13 protein-coding genes are annotated in these 17,895 nt (G+C 60.6%); 9 read left to right on the top strand and 4 right to left on the bottom strand.

All coding sequences use genetic code 11. The features are described 5' to 3' along the window. Positions 1–21 precede the first annotated feature (21 nt). Positions 22–1,536, top strand: a complete 1,515-nt coding sequence (locus ACP7C6_RS13830; protein WP_028619464.1) for an ABC transporter substrate-binding protein — start codon at positions 22–24, stop codon at positions 1,534–1,536. Positions 1,537–1,735: 199 nt separating this feature from the next. On the opposite strand, the gene ACP7C6_RS13825 is transcribed toward ACP7C6_RS13830, so the two are convergent. From ACP7C6_RS13825 to ACP7C6_RS13810, 4 genes are all read right to left on the bottom strand, one after another. Then, positions 1,736–2,476 (bottom strand): YciK family oxidoreductase, encoded by a 741-nt coding sequence (locus tag ACP7C6_RS13825; protein ID WP_017734481.1) that lies wholly within the window; start codon positions 2,474–2,476, stop codon positions 1,736–1,738. 156 nt (positions 2,477–2,632) lie between these two features. Then, positions 2,633–3,304 carry an N-acetylmuramic acid 6-phosphate phosphatase MupP gene (gene mupP, locus ACP7C6_RS13820; protein ID WP_426108898.1) on the bottom strand — a complete coding sequence of 224 codons (672 nt, stop codon included), beginning with the start codon at positions 3,302–3,304 and terminating at the stop codon, positions 2,633–2,635. A gap of 4 nt (positions 3,305–3,308) precedes the next feature. Next, positions 3,309–4,007, bottom strand: a complete 699-nt coding sequence (gene ubiG, locus ACP7C6_RS13815; protein ID WP_426108897.1) for a bifunctional 2-polyprenyl-6-hydroxyphenol methylase/3-demethylubiquinol 3-O-methyltransferase UbiG — start codon at positions 4,005–4,007, stop codon at positions 3,309–3,311. 64 nt (positions 4,008–4,071) lie between these two features. Then, complete coding sequence (locus tag ACP7C6_RS13810; protein ID WP_028619467.1) at positions 4,072–5,403, bottom strand: TRZ/ATZ family hydrolase; 1,332 nt, start codon at positions 5,401–5,403, stop codon at positions 4,072–4,074. Between the two features lie 108 nt (positions 5,404–5,511). On the opposite strand from ACP7C6_RS13810, the gene mtnA reads away from it, so the two are divergent. From mtnA to rpsA, 8 genes are all read left to right on the top strand, one after another. Continuing rightward, on the top strand, positions 5,512–6,588 hold the full coding sequence (gene mtnA, locus ACP7C6_RS13805; protein ID WP_028619468.1) for an S-methyl-5-thioribose-1-phosphate isomerase: 1,077 nt from the start codon (positions 5,512–5,514) through the stop codon (positions 6,586–6,588). Positions 6,589–6,891: 303 nt separating this feature from the next. Beyond that, a complete protein-coding gene (gyrA, locus tag ACP7C6_RS13800; RefSeq protein ID WP_426108896.1) occupies positions 6,892–9,531 on the top strand; it encodes a DNA gyrase subunit A in 2,640 nt (879 codons plus the stop codon). Positions 9,532–9,747: 216 nt separating this feature from the next. Next, positions 9,748–10,833, top strand: a complete 1,086-nt coding sequence (gene serC, locus ACP7C6_RS13795) for a 3-phosphoserine/phosphohydroxythreonine transaminase (protein WP_028619470.1) — start codon at positions 9,748–9,750, stop codon at positions 10,831–10,833. After that, on the top strand, positions 10,833–11,927 hold the full coding sequence (pheA, locus tag ACP7C6_RS13790) for a prephenate dehydratase (RefSeq protein WP_003172650.1): 1,095 nt from the start codon (positions 10,833–10,835) through the stop codon (positions 11,925–11,927). Before serC ends, pheA begins: the two co-directional genes overlap by 1 nt. A gap of 9 nt (positions 11,928–11,936) precedes the next feature. Beyond that, a complete protein-coding gene (gene hisC, locus ACP7C6_RS13785) occupies positions 11,937–13,049 on the top strand; it encodes a histidinol-phosphate transaminase (RefSeq protein ID WP_426108895.1) in 1,113 nt (370 codons plus the stop codon). 28 nt (positions 13,050–13,077) lie between these two features. Further along, entirely contained in the window at positions 13,078–15,288 is a 2,211-nt protein-coding gene (locus ACP7C6_RS13780; protein WP_426108967.1) for a bifunctional prephenate dehydrogenase/3-phosphoshikimate 1-carboxyvinyltransferase, read from the top strand. Continuing rightward, on the top strand, positions 15,285–15,974 hold the full coding sequence (cmk, locus tag ACP7C6_RS13775) for a (d)CMP kinase (RefSeq protein WP_003172653.1): 690 nt from the start codon (positions 15,285–15,287) through the stop codon (positions 15,972–15,974). Before ACP7C6_RS13780 ends, cmk begins: the two co-directional genes overlap by 4 nt. A 120-nt stretch (positions 15,975–16,094) precedes the next feature. Beyond that, the gene (rpsA, locus tag ACP7C6_RS13770) at positions 16,095–17,780 is read left to right on the top strand and encodes a 30S ribosomal protein S1 (protein ID WP_016975322.1); all 1,686 of its coding nucleotides are present in this window, start codon (positions 16,095–16,097) and stop codon (positions 17,778–17,780) included. Positions 17,781–17,895: the final 115 nt, after the last annotated feature.

The raw sequence follows: 17,895 nt of genomic DNA, 5'->3' as shown, positions 1-17,895 counted from the left end.
TCATGAACAAGGAGTTATGACATGCAATCGCGCCACTTGAAGTTGCTCGCCGCCGCCACATTGACCGCATGGTCCCTCACTGCCGGGTTGGCACACGCCGCCGGCGTCCTGACCATCGGCTGCCGTGAAGACAGCACCACGTTCGACCCGATCAAAAGCGCGCAAAACCGCGACACTTGGGTATTCGCCAACGTCTACGACACCCTGGTACGTGTCGACAACCTGGGCACCAAGATGGAGCCGGGCCTGGCCGAAAGCTGGGACATTTCCAAGGATGGCCTGACCTACACCTTCAAACTGCGTGATGCGAAGTTCTCTGATGGCTCGGCGATCACCGCTGACGATGCCGCGTTCAGCCTGTTGCGCATCCGCGACAACAAGGCTTCGCTGTGGGCTGATCCGTTCAACCTGATCAACACGGCCAAGGCGTCGGACCCGAAAACCCTGGTGGTCACGCTGAAGACCCCGGCGGTAGCCTTCCTCTCGCAATTGGCGTCGCCGACGGTGTCGATCCTGTCGGAAAAAGCCATGACCAAAATGGGCGAAGACGCCTACTCGGAAAATCCGGTGACTTCCGGCGCGTTTACCGTGGACGAGTGGCGCAAGGGTGATCGGGTGATTCTGAAGAAGAACCCGAACTTCTGGCAGGCCAAGAACGTGAGCCTGGATGGCGTGGAGTGGGTCTCCGTGACCGACGACAACACGCGCATGCGCATGGTGCAGAACAATGAGCTGGACACGGCGATCTTCGTACCCTTCTCGCGGGTTGAAGAGCTGAAGAAAGACAAGAACGTGGTGATCCACGCCGACCCCTCCACCCGTGAAGATCACCTGCTGATCAACCACGATCACGGTCTGCTGGCCAAGCCGGAAGTGCGTCAGGCGCTGGACATGGCCATCGACAAACAATCGCTGGTGAAGACCGCCACTTACGGTCAAGGCACCGTGGCTTATTCCTACATTCCAAAGGGCTCGTTGTACCACTACGCCAACAACCTGCAACGTCCGTATGACCCGACCGCTGCGAAGAAGCTGCTGGAACAGGCCGGTGCCAAGGACTTGAAGCTCAACTACGTGGTCAACGCCGGCAACGAAGCCGACGAGCAGATTGCGGTGATCATCAAGGACCAATTGGCCAAGGTCGGCGTGACCGCCAACCTGCAAAAGGTCGACCCGACCCAGAGCTGGCAGATGCTGGTGGACGGTGAGTACGATATTTCGGTGATGTACTGGACCAACGACATCCTCGACCCGGACCAGAAGACCACCTTCGTGCTGGGCCATGACACCAACCAGAACTACATGACCCGTTACAAGAACGACAAGGTCAAGGCACTGGTGGCGCAAGCGCGCATCGAGGCGGACCCGGTCAAGCGTGAGCAGATGTATGTGGAACTGCAGAAGCTGGCGAAACAGGACGTAAACTGGATCGACTTGTACTACAGCCCGTACATCAACATCTCACGCAAGAACGTGAGCAACTTCCTGCAAAACCCGCTGGGCCGTTTCACCCTCGAAGAAGTGGTGAAAAACTAACCCTGCGCACCTGATGTGGGACGAGACCTGTGGTGAGCGGGCTTGCCCCGCGTTGGGCTGCGAAGCGGCCCCATAGAGTCACCGCGATCTAACAGAAAGACCGCGGTGTCAGATTTTAGGGCCGCTTCGCAGCCCAGCGCGGGGCAAGCCCGCTCACCACAAAAGCCCGCTTCCACAGTGGCTTCGCGGTGTTCAGGGCCTATTGCGCGTCGAACGCCTGGCCATTGATGCCCGTACTGTCCGGCCCCATCAGGTACAGGTACACCGGCATGATCTCTTCCGGAGCAGGCCGCTCCATCGGGTTTTCCCCGGGATACGCCTGGGCGCGCATGCTGGTGCGCGTGCCACCTGGATTGATGCTGTTGGAGCGAACCGCTGCCACATCCTCAAGCTCATCGGCCAAGGTTTGCATCAAGCCTTCGGTCGCAAACTTCGACACGCCATAAGCGCCCCAGTAAGCCCGACCCTTGCGCCCGACACTGCTGGAGGTGAACACCACCGACGCATCCTGGGACAATTTGAGCAGCGGCAACAGCGTGCTGGTCAACATGAACATCGCGTTGACGTTCACGTGCATCACCCGCATGAAATTCTCACCGGACAACTGCTCGATCGGCGTGCGTGGGCCGATGATCGAGGCGTTGTGCAGCAGGCCGTCGAGGTGGCCGAATTCCTTTTCGATCATCGCGGCCAGCTCATCGTATTGATGGGGCAGGGCGGTCTCCAGGTTGAACGGAATCACCACCGGTTGCGGCTGGCCGGCTGCTTCGATTTCGTCATACACCTGGGCCAGGTTGGCTTCGGTCTTGCCCAGCAACAGCACGGTGGCGCCATGGGCGGCGTAGGTTTTCGCCGCCGCCGCGCCAATCCCGCGACCGGCACCGGTCACCAGGATCACCCGGCCTTTGAGCAGTTCTGGACGTGCGGAGTAATCAAACATAAACAACCTCGACAGAATTCACAGAAAATCCAAGCACCCCTTGTAGGAGCGAGCTCGCTCGCGAAAAACGTCAACGATAACGCGGGGTATCTGGATCAACGCGGCGATCTCGGGTTCTTCGCGAGCAAGCTCGCTCCTACAGAGGGGAGCGAACCATCAGCAACTGCACAGTGCGTTATCCAGCACCTTGCGCAGTTCCAGCGGGTGATCCACCACCACATCGGCGCCCCAGTGGCGCGGGTTGTCGTCCGGGTGGATGTAGCCGTAGGTGACCGCTGCAGTGCGCGTGCCGGCGTCGCGGCCGGACTCGATATCGCGCAGGTCGTCGCCCACGAACAGCACGCTGGCCGGGTCCAGGTCGAGCATCTTGCACGCCAGGATCATCGGCTCCGGGTCCGGCTTGCTGTTCTTCACATGATCGGGGCAGATCAGCAGCGCCGAGCGCTCGGCCAGGCCCAGTTGCTGCATGATCGGTTCGGCAAAGCGCAGTGGCTTGTTGGTGACCACGCCCCAGACCAGCTTGGACTTCTCGATGTCCTCCAGCAGCTCGGCCATGCCGTCGAACAGTTTGCTGTGGACCGCGCACCCTTTGAGGTAGCGCTCGAGAAACTCTTGGCGCAGCTCCTCGAAGCCTGGGGATTGCGGGTCCATGGAAAAGGTCACGGCCACCATCGCCTTCGCACCGCCGGAAATTTCATCGCGGATGTGCTGGGGGTTGATCGGCCCCAGGCCGCGGTCGGCGCGCATGGCCTGGCAGATGGCGATAAAGTCTGGAGCGGTATCCAGCAGGGTACCGTCCATGTCGAAGAGAACCGCTCGCAACTTCACAGGCTCACTCCTCGCGCAGGGTTTGGATCATGTAGTTGACGTCAACGTCGTTGGCCAGCTTGTAGTGCTTGGTCAGCGGGTTGTAGGTCAGGCCGATGATGTCCTTGACGGTCAGCCCGGCCTGGCGGCTCCAGACGCCCAACTCGGACGGGCGGATGAATTTCTTGAAGTCATGGGTGCCGCGCGGCAGCAGCTTCATGATGTATTCGGCGCCGATGATCGCGAACAGGTAGGCCTTGGGGTTGCGGTTGATGGTGGAGAAGAACACTTGGCCGCCGGGCTTGACCATGCGGAAGCACGCGCGGATCACCGAGGACGGGTCCGGTACGTGTTCGAGCATTTCCAGGCAGGTGACCACGTCGAACTGCTCGGGCATTTCTTCGGCCAGGGCTTCGGCGGTGATCTGGCGGTATTCCACGCTCACGCCGGATTCCAGTTGATGCAGTTGGGCCACGGCCAAGGGCGCTTCGCCCATGTCGATGCCCATCACGGTCGCGCCGCGCTGGGCCATGGCTTCGCTGAGGATGCCGCCGCCGCAACCCACGTCCAACACCTTCTTGCCGGCCAGGTTGACGCGCTCGTCAATCCAGTTGACCCGCAGCGGGTTGATATCGTGCAGCGGCTTGAATTCGCTCTCGCGGTCCCACCAGCGGTGGGCCAGGGCTTCAAACTTGGCGATTTCGGCGTGGTCGACGTTGCTCATGGTGAATCCTCTAAACCTGATAAATCGTTTGGTCAGTCCTGAACCCAGGGGTTCAAAACCTTCGTTATTCGTTGTGCCCGCTGATGCGTTGGCCCCAGGCGATGGCCGTGGCGGTCAACTGTTGTTCATCCATGCGGGTCAATTGCCGGTCGTCGAGCAACTGCTTGCCGGCGACCCAAAGGTGTTTCACACAATCGCGTCCGGTGGCATATATAAGCTGCGAGACCGGATCGTAGATCGGTTGTTGCGCCAGCCCCGACAGATCGAAGGCGACGATATCCGCCGCCTTGCCGACCTCCAGCGAGCCGATCTCGCTTTCCAGGCCCATGGCCCGTGCACCGTTGAGGGTGGCCATGCGCAGGGCGCGATGGGCATCCAGCGCGGTGGCCGAACCGGCGACAGCCTTGGCCAGCATCGCTGCGGTGCGGGTTTCGCCCAGCAGATCGAGGTCATTGTTGCTGGCGGCGCCATCGGTGCCGATGGCCACGTTCACGCCAGCCTGCCACAGCCGCTCCACCGGGCAAAAGCCGCTGGCCAGTTTCAGGTTGGATTCCGGGCAGTGAATGATGCTGGTGTTGCTTTCTACCAGCAAAGCCAGGTCATCCTCGCTGATTTGGGTCATATGAACGGCCTGGAAGCGCGGGCCCAAGAGCCCGAGGCGACCCAGGCGCGCTAATGGCCGTTCGCCAGTCTGCTCGACCGCTTGCTGTACTTCAAAGGCGGTTTCGTGAACATGCATGTGGATCGCGGCGTCCAGCTCTTCGGCGATCACCCGGATTTTCTCCAGGTTGTCATCGCACACGGTGTAGGGCGCGTGGGGGCCGAAGGTAATCTTGATGCGCGGGTGGTGCTTAAGGTCGCCGAATAGCTCGACGCCCTGGCGAATCGCCTCGTCGGGCGTGCTGGCGCCGGGGATCGGAAAGTCCAGGATCGGGATCGCAATCTGCGCGCGCATGCCACTGTTGTGCACGCAGTCACTGGCGACCTTGGGGTAGAAATACATGTCGGAGAAGCAGGTGATGCCGCCCTTGAGCTGTTCGGCGATGGCCAGGTCGGTGCCGTCGCGTACGAAGGCTTCGTCGACCCACTTGGCCTCGGCGGGCCAGATATGTTTTTCCAGCCAGGTCATCAGCGGCAGGTCGTCGGCCAGGCCCCGGAACAGGCTCATTGCCGCGTGCCCGTGGGCGTTGATCAGGCCGGGGCTGAGCAGCATGCCGGGCAGTTCGCGCACTTCGTTGGCTGAAAGCTTCAGCGCTGCGGCCCGTGGGCCGATAAACGCAATGCGCCCGTCGCGGATGCCCAGACCGTGCTCCTTGAGCACCACGCCAGCGGGTTCGACCGGTACCAGCCAGGTTGGCAGCAACAATAAGTCGAGCGGGGCGGCAGTGGCAGTCATCGCAGGCTTCTTCCCAGGCAGCTATAAAAGAAGGGCGAAGTATACCCGAGCGTCCTGGCTGGCGGATCGCTATAATCGGCGGCTTTGTTTATGAGTGCGGAGTAAGGGATGCGCGATCGACTGTTGGCAGCGGAGAAAGTGAAGGCCATCGATTGGCGTGATGGCGCGCTGTACCTGCTCGATCAGCGTGCCTTGCCGTCCCGGGAAAGCTGGGTGGCCTGCGTGACGGTCGATGAAGTGGCGGCCGCCATTCGTTCGATGGTGGTGCGCGGTGCGCCGGCCATTGGCATCAGTGCCGCCTATGGCTTGGTGCTGGCCGCCCGTGAGCGCATCGCCGAGGGTGGTGACTGGCAGGCCGCATGGGAAGAAGACTATGCACTGCTGGCCGATACCCGACCCACCGCGTCGAATCTGTTCTGGGCGTTGAAACGCATGCGCGACCGCCTGGACCGCGTCAAAAAACACGCCGATCCGCTGGCGGTGCTGGAGGCGGAAGCGATTGCCATCCATGAAAGTGATCGCGAAGCCAACCTCACCATGGCGCAGTTGGGTGTCGAGCTGATCCGCAAGCACCAGGGCAATGCCCAGGCCATCCTCACTCACGGCAACGCAGGCGCCCTGGCGACCGGCGGTGTCGGTACGGCGCTCGGGGTGATTCGTGCGGCCTATCTGGAAGGCATGGTCGAGCAGGTCTACGCCAATGAAACCCGGCCCTGGCTGCAAGGTTCGCGGCTGACCGCCTGGGAGCTGGCGGGCGAGGGCATCCCGGTGACGGTGAATGCCGACTCGGCCGGCGCGCACATCCTCAAGACCAAAGGCGTGACCTGGGTGATCGTCGGCGCCGATTGCATTGCCGCCAATGGCGATGTGATCAGCAAGATCGGCACTTACCAGTTGGCCGTGTGTGCAATGCACCACGGCGTGCGCTTCATGGTGGTGGCGCCGAGTTCGACCTTGGACCTGATGATGGCCACTGGCGATGATGTCGCCCTGGAAGAGCGCGATACCGGCGAGTTGCTGGAAGTCGCCGGCCAGCGTTTCGCAGCCGATGTGAGCGCCTACAATCCGGTGTTTGACGTGACTCCGGCCGACCTGATCGACGTGATCGTGACCGAAAAAGGCGTGGTCGAGCGGCCGGACACCGCCAAGCTGGCCAAGTTGATGTGCCGTAAGCGCCTGCATTAAGCCAATTTGCCCCTGAAAACGGGCATGGATCCAGCTCTGAGCCCCTCTCGTCGCCCTCAAGCCTGTCACCCGTCAACTTACTATGCTCCATGCGCATCAGGGGGATAGGTGCGTGGCGGCGATTGTGATAACATCCGGCGGTTTCCAGGGTTGCCCCGAGGGGTGGCCTATAACGTGCAGATCCGTGTCATAACTCGTTGATTTGTCGTAAGTCGTTGTCAGGCACTCTGCCGGCAGCGGCGAGCTTCGTTCGTCCCATATGGATGTGACGAGGTTTCACCCGAAAAAGGAATCAGGCTTCTCATGGGCGAACTGGCCAAAGAAATCCTCCCGGTCAATATCGAAGACGAGCTGAAACAGTCCTACCTCGACTACGCGATGAGCGTAATTGTCGGTCGGGCACTGCCTGATGCGCGCGATGGCTTGAAGCCCGTGCACCGGCGTGTGCTGTTCGCGATGAGCGAGCTGGGTAACGACTGGAACAAGCCGTACAAGAAATCTGCCCGTGTTGTCGGTGACGTGATCGGTAAGTATCACCCCCACGGCGACACTGCGGTGTACGACACCATCGTTCGGATGGCCCAGCCGTTTTCCCTGCGCTACCTGCTGGTAGACGGCCAGGGTAACTTCGGTTCGGTCGACGGCGACAACGCCGCGGCCATGCGATACACCGAAGTGCGCATGACCAAGCTGGCGCACGAGCTGCTGGCCGACCTGCATAAAGAAACCGTGGACTGGGTGCCGAACTACGACGGCACCGAAATGATCCCGGCGGTCATGCCGACCAAGATCCCCAACCTGCTGGTCAACGGTTCCAGCGGTATCGCCGTGGGCATGGCGACCAATATCCCGCCGCACAACCTCGGTGAAGTCATCGACGGTTGCCTGGCCCTCATCGACAACCCTGAGCTGACCGTTGATGAGCTGATGCAATACATCCCGGGCCCGGACTTCCCGACCGCGGCGATCATCAACGGTCGCGCCGGCATCATCGAAGCCTACCGCACCGGTCGTGGCCGCATTTACATGCGCGCCCGCTCGATAATCGAAGACATCGACAAGGTCGGTGGCCGTCAGCAGATCGTCATCACCGAACTCCCGTACCAGTTGAACAAAGCGCGTCTGATCGAAAAGATCGCCGAGCTGGTTAAAGAGAAGAAGCTCGAAGGCATTACCGAGCTGCGCGACGAGTCCGACAAAGACGGTATGCGCGTGGTGATCGAGCTGCGTCGTGGCGAAGTGCCTGAGGTGATCCTCAACAACCTCTACGCCCAGACCCAGTTGCAAAGCGTGTTTGGTATCAACGTGGTTGCGCTGATCGACGGCCGCCCGCGCATCCTGAACCTCAAGGATCTGCTGGAAGCCTTCGTCCGTCACCGCCGCGAAGTGGTCACCCGCCGTACCGTGTTCGAACTGCGCAAGGCCCGCGAGCGTGGGCACATCCTGGAAGGTCAGGCTGTGGCGTTGTCGAATATCGACCCGGTCATCGCCTTGATCAAGGCTTCGCCAACCCCGTCGGAAGCCAAGGAAGCGCTGATCAGCACGCCTTGGGAATCCAGCGCCGTGGTGGCCATGGTTGAACGTGCCGGCGCCGATTCGTGCCGTCCAGAGACCCTGGACCCGCAATACGGTCTGCGCGAAGGCAAGTACTTCCTGTCGCCAGAGCAAGCCCAGGCCATCCTGGAGCTGCGCCTGCACCGCCTGACCGGCCTGGAGCACGAAAAGCTGCTGGCCGAGTACCAAGAGATTCTCAACCAGATCGGCGAGTTGATCCGCATCCTCAGCAGCGCCGTGCGCCTGATGGAAGTGATCCGCGAAGAACTGGAAGTGATCCGCGCCGAATACGGCGACGTGCGTCGCACCGAGATCCTTGATGCCCGCCTCGACCTGACCTTGGGTGACATGATCCCGGAAGAAGAGCGCGTGGTGACCATCTCCCACGGCGGCTATGCCAAGACCCAGCCATTGGCTGCGTACCAGGCCCAGCGCCGTGGCGGTAAAGGTAAATCGGCTACCGGCGTGAAGGATGAGGACTACATCGCTCACCTGCTGGTCGCCAACAGCCACACCACGCTGCTGCTGTTCTCCAGCAAGGGCAAGGTGTACTGGCTGAAAACCTACGAGATCCCGGAAGCGTCCCGCGCTGCCCGTGGTCGTCCGCTGGTCAACCTGCTGCCGCTGGACAGTGATGAGTACATCACCACCATGCTGCCGGTCGAGGAATACACCGAAGGTCACTTCATCTTCATGGCTACCGCCAAAGGCACCGTGAAGAAGACCCCGCTGGAATCCTTCAGCCGTCAGCGCAGTGTGGGCCTGATCGCCCTGGAGCTGGACGAGGGTGACGTGCTGATCTCCGCTGCCATCACCGATGGCGAGCGTGAAGTCATGCTGTTCTCCGACGGCGGCAAGGTCACGCGCTTCAAGGAATCCGACGTTCGCGCCATGGGCCGTACCGCTCGCGGTGTGCGCGGCATGCGCCTGCCGGAAGGGCAGAAGCTGATTTCGATGCTGATCCCGGAAGAAGGCAGCCAGATCCTCACCGCTTCCGAGCGTGGTTATGGCAAGCGTACAGCCATCAGCGAGTTCCCGGAGTACAAGCGTGGCGGCCAGGGCGTGATCGCCATGGTCAGCAACGACCGCAACGGCCGTCTGGTCGGCGCGGTCCAGGTGCTCGATGGCGAGGAAATCATGCTGATCTCCGACCAGGGCACCCTGGTACGTACCCGTGTGGCCGAAGTGTCGAGCCTGGGCCGTAACACCCAGGGCGTGACCCTGATCAAGCTGGCCAAGGACGAGAAACTGGTCGGCCTGGAGCGTGTCCAGGAGCCGTCGGAAGTCGAAGGCGAGGAGTTTGACGGCGAGGTGATCGCAGCCGGCGATGACAACGTCGACGAGCCAACCCTCGATGCTGCCGCAGACGAAGAAGAACCGCAGGAATAAGCGGACACACAGGGGGCGGATGAAGATTCGCCCCCTTGTTGTTTGTCCCCTTTGAAACATGTGGGAGCTGGCTTGCCTGCGATGGCATCACCACGGTATCACTGACGTACCGAGGCGCCTGTATCGCAGGCAAGCCAGCTCCCACAACGGTCCGCTCCGGAAACAGAGCGTTACCGAACATGATTGCAGCCCCACCAGATCAGAGTGAGATTGGATGTGAGCAAGAGAGCCTATAACTTCTGTGCCGGTCCCGCGGCGCTTCCTGAAGCAGTCCTGCAGCGTGCGCAGGGTGAACTCCTCGACTGGCATGGAAAAGGCCTCTCCGTGATGGAAATGAGCCATCGCAGCGATGAGTTCGTGTCCATCGCCACCAAGGCCGAGCAGGATCTGCGCGACTTGCTGGACATCCCATCCAACTACAAAGTGCTGTTCCTGCAGGGCGGCGCCAGCCAGCAGTTCGCCCAGATCCCGCTGAACCTGCTGCCGGAAGACGGCACGGCTGACTATATCGACACGGGCATCTGGGGCCAGAAGGCCATTGAAGAGGCTTCCCGTTACGGTCACGTGAACGTCGCGGGTACCGCCAAGCCTTACGACTATTTCGCCATTCCGGGTCAGAACGAGTGGAAGTTGTCGAAGGATGCTGCCTACGTGCACTACGTGGCCAACGAAACCATTGGCGGCCTGGAGTTCGATTGGGTGCCGGAAGTGGGTGACGTGCCGCTGGTGTGCGACATGTCCTCGGACATCCTCTCGCGTCCTATCGATGTGTCCAAATACGGCATGATCTACGCCGGCGCGCAGAAGAACATCGGTCCGAGCGGCATCCTGGTCAACATCATCCGTGAAGATCTGCTCGGTCGCGCCCGTTCGCTGTGCCCGACCATGCTCAACTACAAGGTCGCGGCCGATAACGGCTCGATGTACAACACCCCGCCGGCGTTCGCCTGGTACCTGTCCGGCCTGGTCTTCGAGTGGCTGAAGGAGCAGGGCGGCGTCGCCGCCATGGGCAAGCTGAACGAAGAGAAGAAGCGCACCCTGTACGACTTCATCGACGCCAGCGGCCTGTACAGCAACCCGATCAACCTGACGGACCGCTCGTGGATGAACGTGCCGTTCCGCCTGGCTGACGACCGTCTGGACAAGCCATTCCTGGCCGGTGCCGACGAGCGTGGCCTGCTGAACCTCAAGGGTCACCGTTCGGTCGGTGGCATGCGCGCGTCCATTTACAACGCCGTCGACATCCACGCGATCAACGCGCTGGTTGCCTACATGGCGGAGTTCGAAAAGGAACACGGCTAATGTCTGAGCAAGAACTCAAGGCGCTGCGCGTACGCATTGACAGCCTGGACGAGAAAGTCCTGGAACTGATCAGCGAGCGCGCGCGGTGTGCCCAGGAAGTGGCACGGGTGAAGATGGCGTCCCTGGCTGAAGGCGAAGTGCCGGTGTTCTACCGTCCGGAGCGTGAAGCCCAGGTGCTCAAGCGTGTCATGGAGCGCAATAAAGGCCCGCTGGGCAACGAAGAGATGGCGCGGTTGTTCCGTGAAATCATGTCTTCGTGCCTGGCCCTGGAGCAGCCGCTGAAAGTGGCTTACCTGGGTCCTGAGGGTACTTTTACCCAAGCGGCGGCCATGAAGCACTTCGGCCACGCGGTGATCAGCAAGCCAATGGCGGCGATCGACGAAGTGTTCCGTGAAGTGGCGGCCGGTGCGGTGAACTTTGGCGTGGTGCCGGTGGAAAACTCCACCGAAGGCGCGGTCAACCACACGCTGGACAGCTTCCTCGAACATGACATGGTGATCTGCGGCGAAGTCGAGCTGCGTATCCACCATCACCTGTTGGTGGGCGAGAACACCAAGACCGACAGCATCAGCCGTATCTACTCCCACGCCCAGTCCCTGGCCCAGTGCCGCAAGTGGCTGGACGCGCATTACCCGAATGTCGAGCGCGTGGCGGTCTCCAGCAATGCCGAGGCGGCCAAGCGGGTCAAGGGTGAGTGGAACTCGGCGGCCATCGCCGGTGATATGGCAGCGGGCCTGTATGGCCTGACGCGCCTGGCCGAGAAAATCGAGGATCGCCCGGACAACTCCACGCGTTTCCTGATGATCGGCAGCCAGGAAGTGCCGCCAACGGGCGACGACAAGACGTCCATCATCGTCTCCATGAGCAACAAGCCCGGCGCGCTGCATGAGCTGCTGGTGCCGTTCCACGACAACGGGATTGACCTGACGCGCATCGAGACTCGTCCTTCGCGCAGCGGTAAATGGACTTACGTGTTCTTTATCGACTTCATCGGCCACCACCGCGACCCGCTGGTCAAAGGTGTGCTGGAGAAAATCAGTCAGGAAGCCGTGGCACTCAAAGTGCTGGGCTCTTACCCGAAAGCGGTTTTGTGAGGCTTTAACATGAGTGGCAACTTCCTCGCCCTGGCTCAGCCGGGCGTGCAACAACTGTCGCCTTACGTTCCGGGCAAGCCTGTGGACGAGTTGGCGCGTGAGTTGAACCTGGATCCAGCTAACATCGTCAAGCTGGCCAGCAACGAAAACCCGCTGGGTCCGAGCCCTAAAGTGTTGGCGGCGATTCGTGAAGAGCTGGCTGAGCTGACCCGCTACCCCGATGGCAACGGTTTTGCCCTCAAGTCGCTGTTGGCGCAAAAGTGCCGGGTCGAGTTGAACCAGGTCACCCTGGGCAATGGCTCCAACGACATTCTTGAGCTGGTGGGTCGTGCGTACCTGGCCCCAGGCTTGAATGCGGTGTTCAGCGAGCACGCGTTTGCGGTCTATCCGATCGTGACCCAGGCGGTCGGTGCTGATGCGCGCGTTGTTCCTGCGAAGGATTGGGGGCACGACCTGCCAGCCATGCTGGCGGCGATCGACGCCCAGACCCGCGTGGTGTTTATCGCCAACCCGAACAACCCGACCGGCACCTGGTTCGACGCGCAAGCGCTGAATGACTTCCTGCAAGACGTGCCGGAACACGTGCTGGTTGTGCTGGACGAGGCCTACATCGAATACGCCGAAGGCAGTGATTTGCCGAACGGCCTGGATTACCTGGCGGCGTACCCGAACCTGCTGGTCTCGCGTACGTTCTCCAAGGCGTATGGCCTGGCGTCGCTGCGGGTCGGCTATGGCCTGTCCACCGCTGTAGTTGCCGATGTGCTGAACCGTGTGCGCCAGCCGTTCAACGTCAACAGCCTCGCCCTGGCGGCGGCCTGTGCGGCGGTGAAGGATGCCGAGTACCTGGAAGAAGGTCGTCGCATCAACGAAAGCGGCATGTTGCAACTGCAGGAAGGCTTCCGTGAGTTGGGCCTGGGTTGGATTCCGTCCAAGGGCAACTTCATTTGCGTCGACCTCGGCCAAGTATCTGCGCCGGTGTTCCAGGGCCTGTTGCGCGAAGGCGTGATCGTGCGTCCGACCGCCAACTACGGCATGCCGAACCACCTGCGCATCACCATCGGCCTGCCGGCAGAAAACGCCCGCTTCCTGGAGGCGCTGGCCAAGGTTCTGGCCCGTGGTTGATGTCACTGCATTGCAACCTGCTGTGCCTATGATCGGTCGCCTGGTGGTGGTCGGTCTGGGATTGATCGGCGGCTCCTTTGCCAAAGGCCTGCGTGAAAGCGGGCTGTGTGGCGAAGTGGTCGGTGTGGACCTGGACCCACAATCGCGCAAGTTGGCGGTTGAGTTGGGCGTGGTGGATCGCTGTGAGGCGGACCTGGCGCTCGCGTGCCAAGGCGCAGACGTGATTCAGTTGGCCGTGCCGATCCTGGCCATGGAGAAATTGCTCGCCGTACTGGCGGGCATGGACCTGGGCCAGGCGATCCTGACGGACGTCGGCAGTGCCAAAGGCAATGTGGTGCGCGCGGCGCAACGGGCCTTTGGTGGTATGCCGGCGCGTTTTGTGCCCGGGCATCCGATTGCCGGCTCCGAGCAGAGCGGCGTGGAGGCGTCCAATGCGCAGCTGTTCCGTCGCCATAAAGTCATCCTGACGCCGCTGGAGCAAACCGATCCGGCTGCACTGGCGGTAGTGGATCGTTTGTGGCGTGAGTTGGGCGCGGATGTCGAGCATATGCAGGTCGAGCGTCATGACGAAGTGCTGGCCGCGACCAGTCATCTGCCGCATTTGCTCGCATTCGGCCTGGTGGACTCCTTGGCCAAACGCAACGAAAACCTCGAGATTTTCCGATACGCCGCCGGTGGCTTCCGTGATTTCACGCGGATTGCCGGCAGCGACCCGGTGATGTGGCACGACATCTTCCTCGCCAATCGCGAAGCGGTGTTGCGAACCCTGGACACCTTCCGCAGCGACCTCGACGCTTTGCGCGACGCGGTGGATGCCGGAGATGGCCATCAATTATTGGGCGTGTTCACCCGTGCGCGGGTGGCGCGTGAGCATTTCAGCAAGATCCTGGCGCGCCGGGCCTACATGGAAACCGCAGTGAACGCTGATGAGTTGACCTTCCTCGCCGAACCGGGTGGCCGCTTGAGCGGGCGTATTCGGGTGCCGGGCGACAAGTCAATCTCCCATCGCTCGATCATGCTGGGTTCGTTGGCTGAGGGTGTGACTGAGGTCGAAGGTTTCCTTGAAGGTGAAGATGCCCTGGCGACCTTGCAGGCATTTCGCGACATGGGCGTGGTGATTGAGGGCCCGCACCATGGGCGCGTGACCATTCATGGCGTAGGGCTGCATGGCCTGAGACCGGCGCCGGGGCCGATTTACCTGGGTAACTCCGGCACGTCCATGCGGCTGCTGTCGGGTTTGCTGGCAGCGCAGAGTTTCGACAGTGTGCTGACTGGCGATGCGTCCCTGTCCAAGCGCCCGATGAATCGCGTAGCCAAGCCCCTACGGGAAATGGGTGCAGTGATCGAGACCGGGCCAGAAGGGCGTCCGCCGCTGACCATTCGTGGTGGCCAGTCGTTGAAAGGCCTGGCTTACGCGATGCCGATGGCCAGTGCCCAGGTCAAATCCTGCCTGTTGCTGGCCGGGTTGTACGCTGAAGGCAAAACCGCGGTGACCGAGCCTGCGCCGACCCGCGACCATACCGAGCGCATGTTGCGCGGCTTTGGCTATCCGGTGGCGGTGGAGGGCGCGACGGCATCGCTGGAGTCCGGTCATGCGCTGACGGCTGCCCATATAGAAGTGCCGGGGGATATTTCTTCTTCGGCGTTCTTTCTGGTGGCAGCTTCGATTGCCGAGGGTTCTGAGTTGCTGCTGGAGCATGTGGGTGTCAATCCGACGCGTACCGGCGTGATCGATATCCTGCGGCTGATGGGCGCGGATATCACCTTGGAAAACCGCCGTGAGGTGGGTGGAGAGCCTGTCGCGGATCTGCGCGTAAGAGCGGCAGCATTGAAGGGAATCGAGATTCCTGAAGCGTTGGTGCCGTTGGCGATCGATGAGTTTCCAGTGTTGTTCGTCGCCGCGGCCTGTGCCGAGGGACGAACGGTGTTGCGTGGCGCTTCAGAGCTGCGTGTGAAGGAGTCCGACCGTATCCAGGTCATGGCCGACGGTCTGTTGGCGCTGGGCGTTAAGTGTGAACCGACCCCTGATGGGATTATCATTGAGGGTGGCCTGATGGGCGGTGGTGAAGTGCATGCCCATGGCGATCACCGGATTGCCATGGCATTCAGCGTGGCTTCCCTACGGGCGGCGGCGCCGATTCGTATCCGTGACTGCGCCAATGTTGCTACGTCTTTTCCGAATTTTCTTACACTGTGTGCCCACGTCGGCATCCGTGTTGCCCAAGAGGCTCAATTGTGAATATCAAAGCACCGGTGATTACCATCGACGGGCCAAGCGGCTCGGGCAAAGGCACGATCGCCGGCATCCTGGCCAAGCGCCTGGGCTGGTGCCTGCTGGATTCTGGCGCGCTGTACCGCCTGCTGGCTTTCGCCGCACGCAACCATGGCGTCGACCTGACCAACGAAGAATCCCTCAAGCTGCTGGCGGCGCACCTTGATGTGCAGTTCGTCGGCGCGACGGAAGGTCATCCCCAGCGCATCATCCTCGAAGGGGACGATGTGACGGACGACCTGCGCAACGAACAAGTCGGCTCCTGGGCTTCCCAGGTTGCCGCGCTGCCGGCCGTGCGTGATGCGCTGCTGCAGCGCCAGCGGGCTTTCCAGGAGCCGCCGGGCCTGGTGGCCGATGGCCGTGATATGGGAACCGTGGTGTTTCCCGAGGCGCCATTGAAGATTTTCCTGACCGCCAGCGCCGAGGAACGGGCTCGCCGCCGGTACTTGCAGTTGAAGGGCAAGGTCGATGGTGTTAGTCTGTCGAGTCTGCTAGATGAGATCCGTGCACGCGATGAGCGTGATACCCAGCGCGCAGTAGCCCCGCTCAAACCGGCGGCTGATGCCATACAGCTGGATTCCACGGAGTTGTCCATCGAGCAGGTGCTGGAACGCATCTTGAGTGAAATCGCCATTCGCGATATCGCCGGGTGATCAAGAAGGCCGCAGGGGACCAGTCATAGTCCTGCGGTGGCTTCTTTTAACTGAAACTGACCCACACCGTCTGGGGTGTGGAGATGGGCGTATTCTTCGCCCTTATCAACAGGAATTAAAATGAGCGAAAGCTTTGCGGAACTCTTTGAAGAAAGCCTAAAAACCCTGAACCTTCAGGCAGGCTCCATCATCACCGGTGTTATCGTTGATATCGATTACCAAGCTCGCTGGGTAACCGTTCACGCTGGTCTGAAGTCTGAAGCTCTGATCCCGCTGGAACAGTTCTACAACGATGCTGGTGATCTGACAATCAATGTCGGTGACGAAGTTCACGTTGCTCTGGACTCGGTTGAAGACGGTTTCGGTGAAACCAAGCTGTCCCGTGAAAAAGCCAAGCGCGCTGAATGCTGGATTGTTCTCGAAGCAGCCTTCGCAGCTGAAGAAGTGGTCAAGGGCGTTATCAACGGTAAGGTTAAAGGCGGCTTCACTGTCGACGTTAACGGCATCCGTGCGTTCCTGCCAGGTTCTTTGGTCGACGTTCGTCCTGTGCGCGACACCACGCACCTGGAAGGCAAAGAACTCGAATTCAAGGTCATCAAGCTCGACCAGAAGCGCAACAACGTTGTCGTTTCCCGTCGCAGCGTCCTGGAAGCAGAGAACTCCGCCGAGCGTGAAGCTCTGCTGGAATCCCTGCAGGAAGGCCAACAAGTCAAAGGTATCGTCAAAAACCTCACCGACTACGGCGCATTCGTCGACCTGGGTGGCGTGGATGGCCTGCTGCACATTACCGACATGGCTTGGAAGCGTATCAAGCATCCTTCCGAAATCGTCAACGTTGGCGACGAGATCGATGTCAAGGTTCTGAAATACGATCGCGAGCGCAACCGTGTTTCCCTGGGCCTGAAGCAACTGGGTGAAGATCCATGGGTTGCTATCAAAGCCCGTTACCCAGAAAGCACTCGCGTTACCGCGCGTGTTACCAACCTGACCGACTACGGCTGCTTCGCTGAGCTGGAAGAAGGCGTGGAAGGCCTGGTACACGTTTCCGAAATGGACTGGACCAACAAAAACATCCACCCTTCGAAAGTCGTACAAGTCGGCGACGAAGTGGAAGTTATGGTTCTGGACATCGACGAAGAGCGTCGTCGTATCTCCCTGGGCATCAAGCAGTGCAAATCTAACCCATGGGAAGATTTCTCTGGCCAGTTCAACAAGGGCGATAAAATCTCCGGCACCATCAAGTCGATCACTGATTTCGGTATCTTCATTGGTCTGGACGGCGGCATCGACGGCCTGGTTCACCTGTCCGACATCTCCTGGAACGAAGTGGGCGAAGAAGCTGTTCGTCGTTTCAAGAAGGGCGACGAGCTGGACACCGTTATCCTGTCGGTTGACCCAGAGCGCGAGCGTATCTCCCTGGGTATCAAGCAACTGGAAAGCGATCCGTTCTCCGAGTACGTTCAAGAGAACGACAAAGGCGCAATCGTTAAAGGCACTGTGAAAGAAGTTGACGCCAAAGGCGCCATCATCGTTCTGGCCGACGATATCGAAGCGACTCTGAAAGCCTCCGAAATCAGCCGTGACCGCGTTGAAGATGCGCGTAACGTTCTGAAAGAAGGCCAGGAAGTAGAAGCCAAGATCATCAGCGTTGATCGCAAGAGCCGCGTAATCCAACTCTCCATCAAGTCGAAAGACGAAGTTGAAGAGAAAGAAGCTATTCAGAGCCTGAAATCTGCTCCGGAAGCTGCACAAGGCGAGACCACCATGGCCTCCCTGCTGCGCGAAGCAATGGCTAAGCAGAACTAAGTTCTGTAAAGCTGTAGAAAAAGGGCGACTTCGGTCGCCCTTTTTTGTGCTTGAAATTCGTTGAATCAACAACCTAGAACCAAGGCGTTCAGCTCAGTGTCAGAACTAGCTATAG

Source organism: Pseudomonas sp. TWR1-1-4, from assembly GCF_049897165.1.
GTDB classification, from domain to species: domain Bacteria; phylum Pseudomonadota; class Gammaproteobacteria; order Pseudomonadales; family Pseudomonadaceae; genus Aquipseudomonas; species Aquipseudomonas canadensis.
Note: the sequence above shows the minus strand (reverse complement) of the source record. Positions and strands in the feature narration are given on the sequence as shown.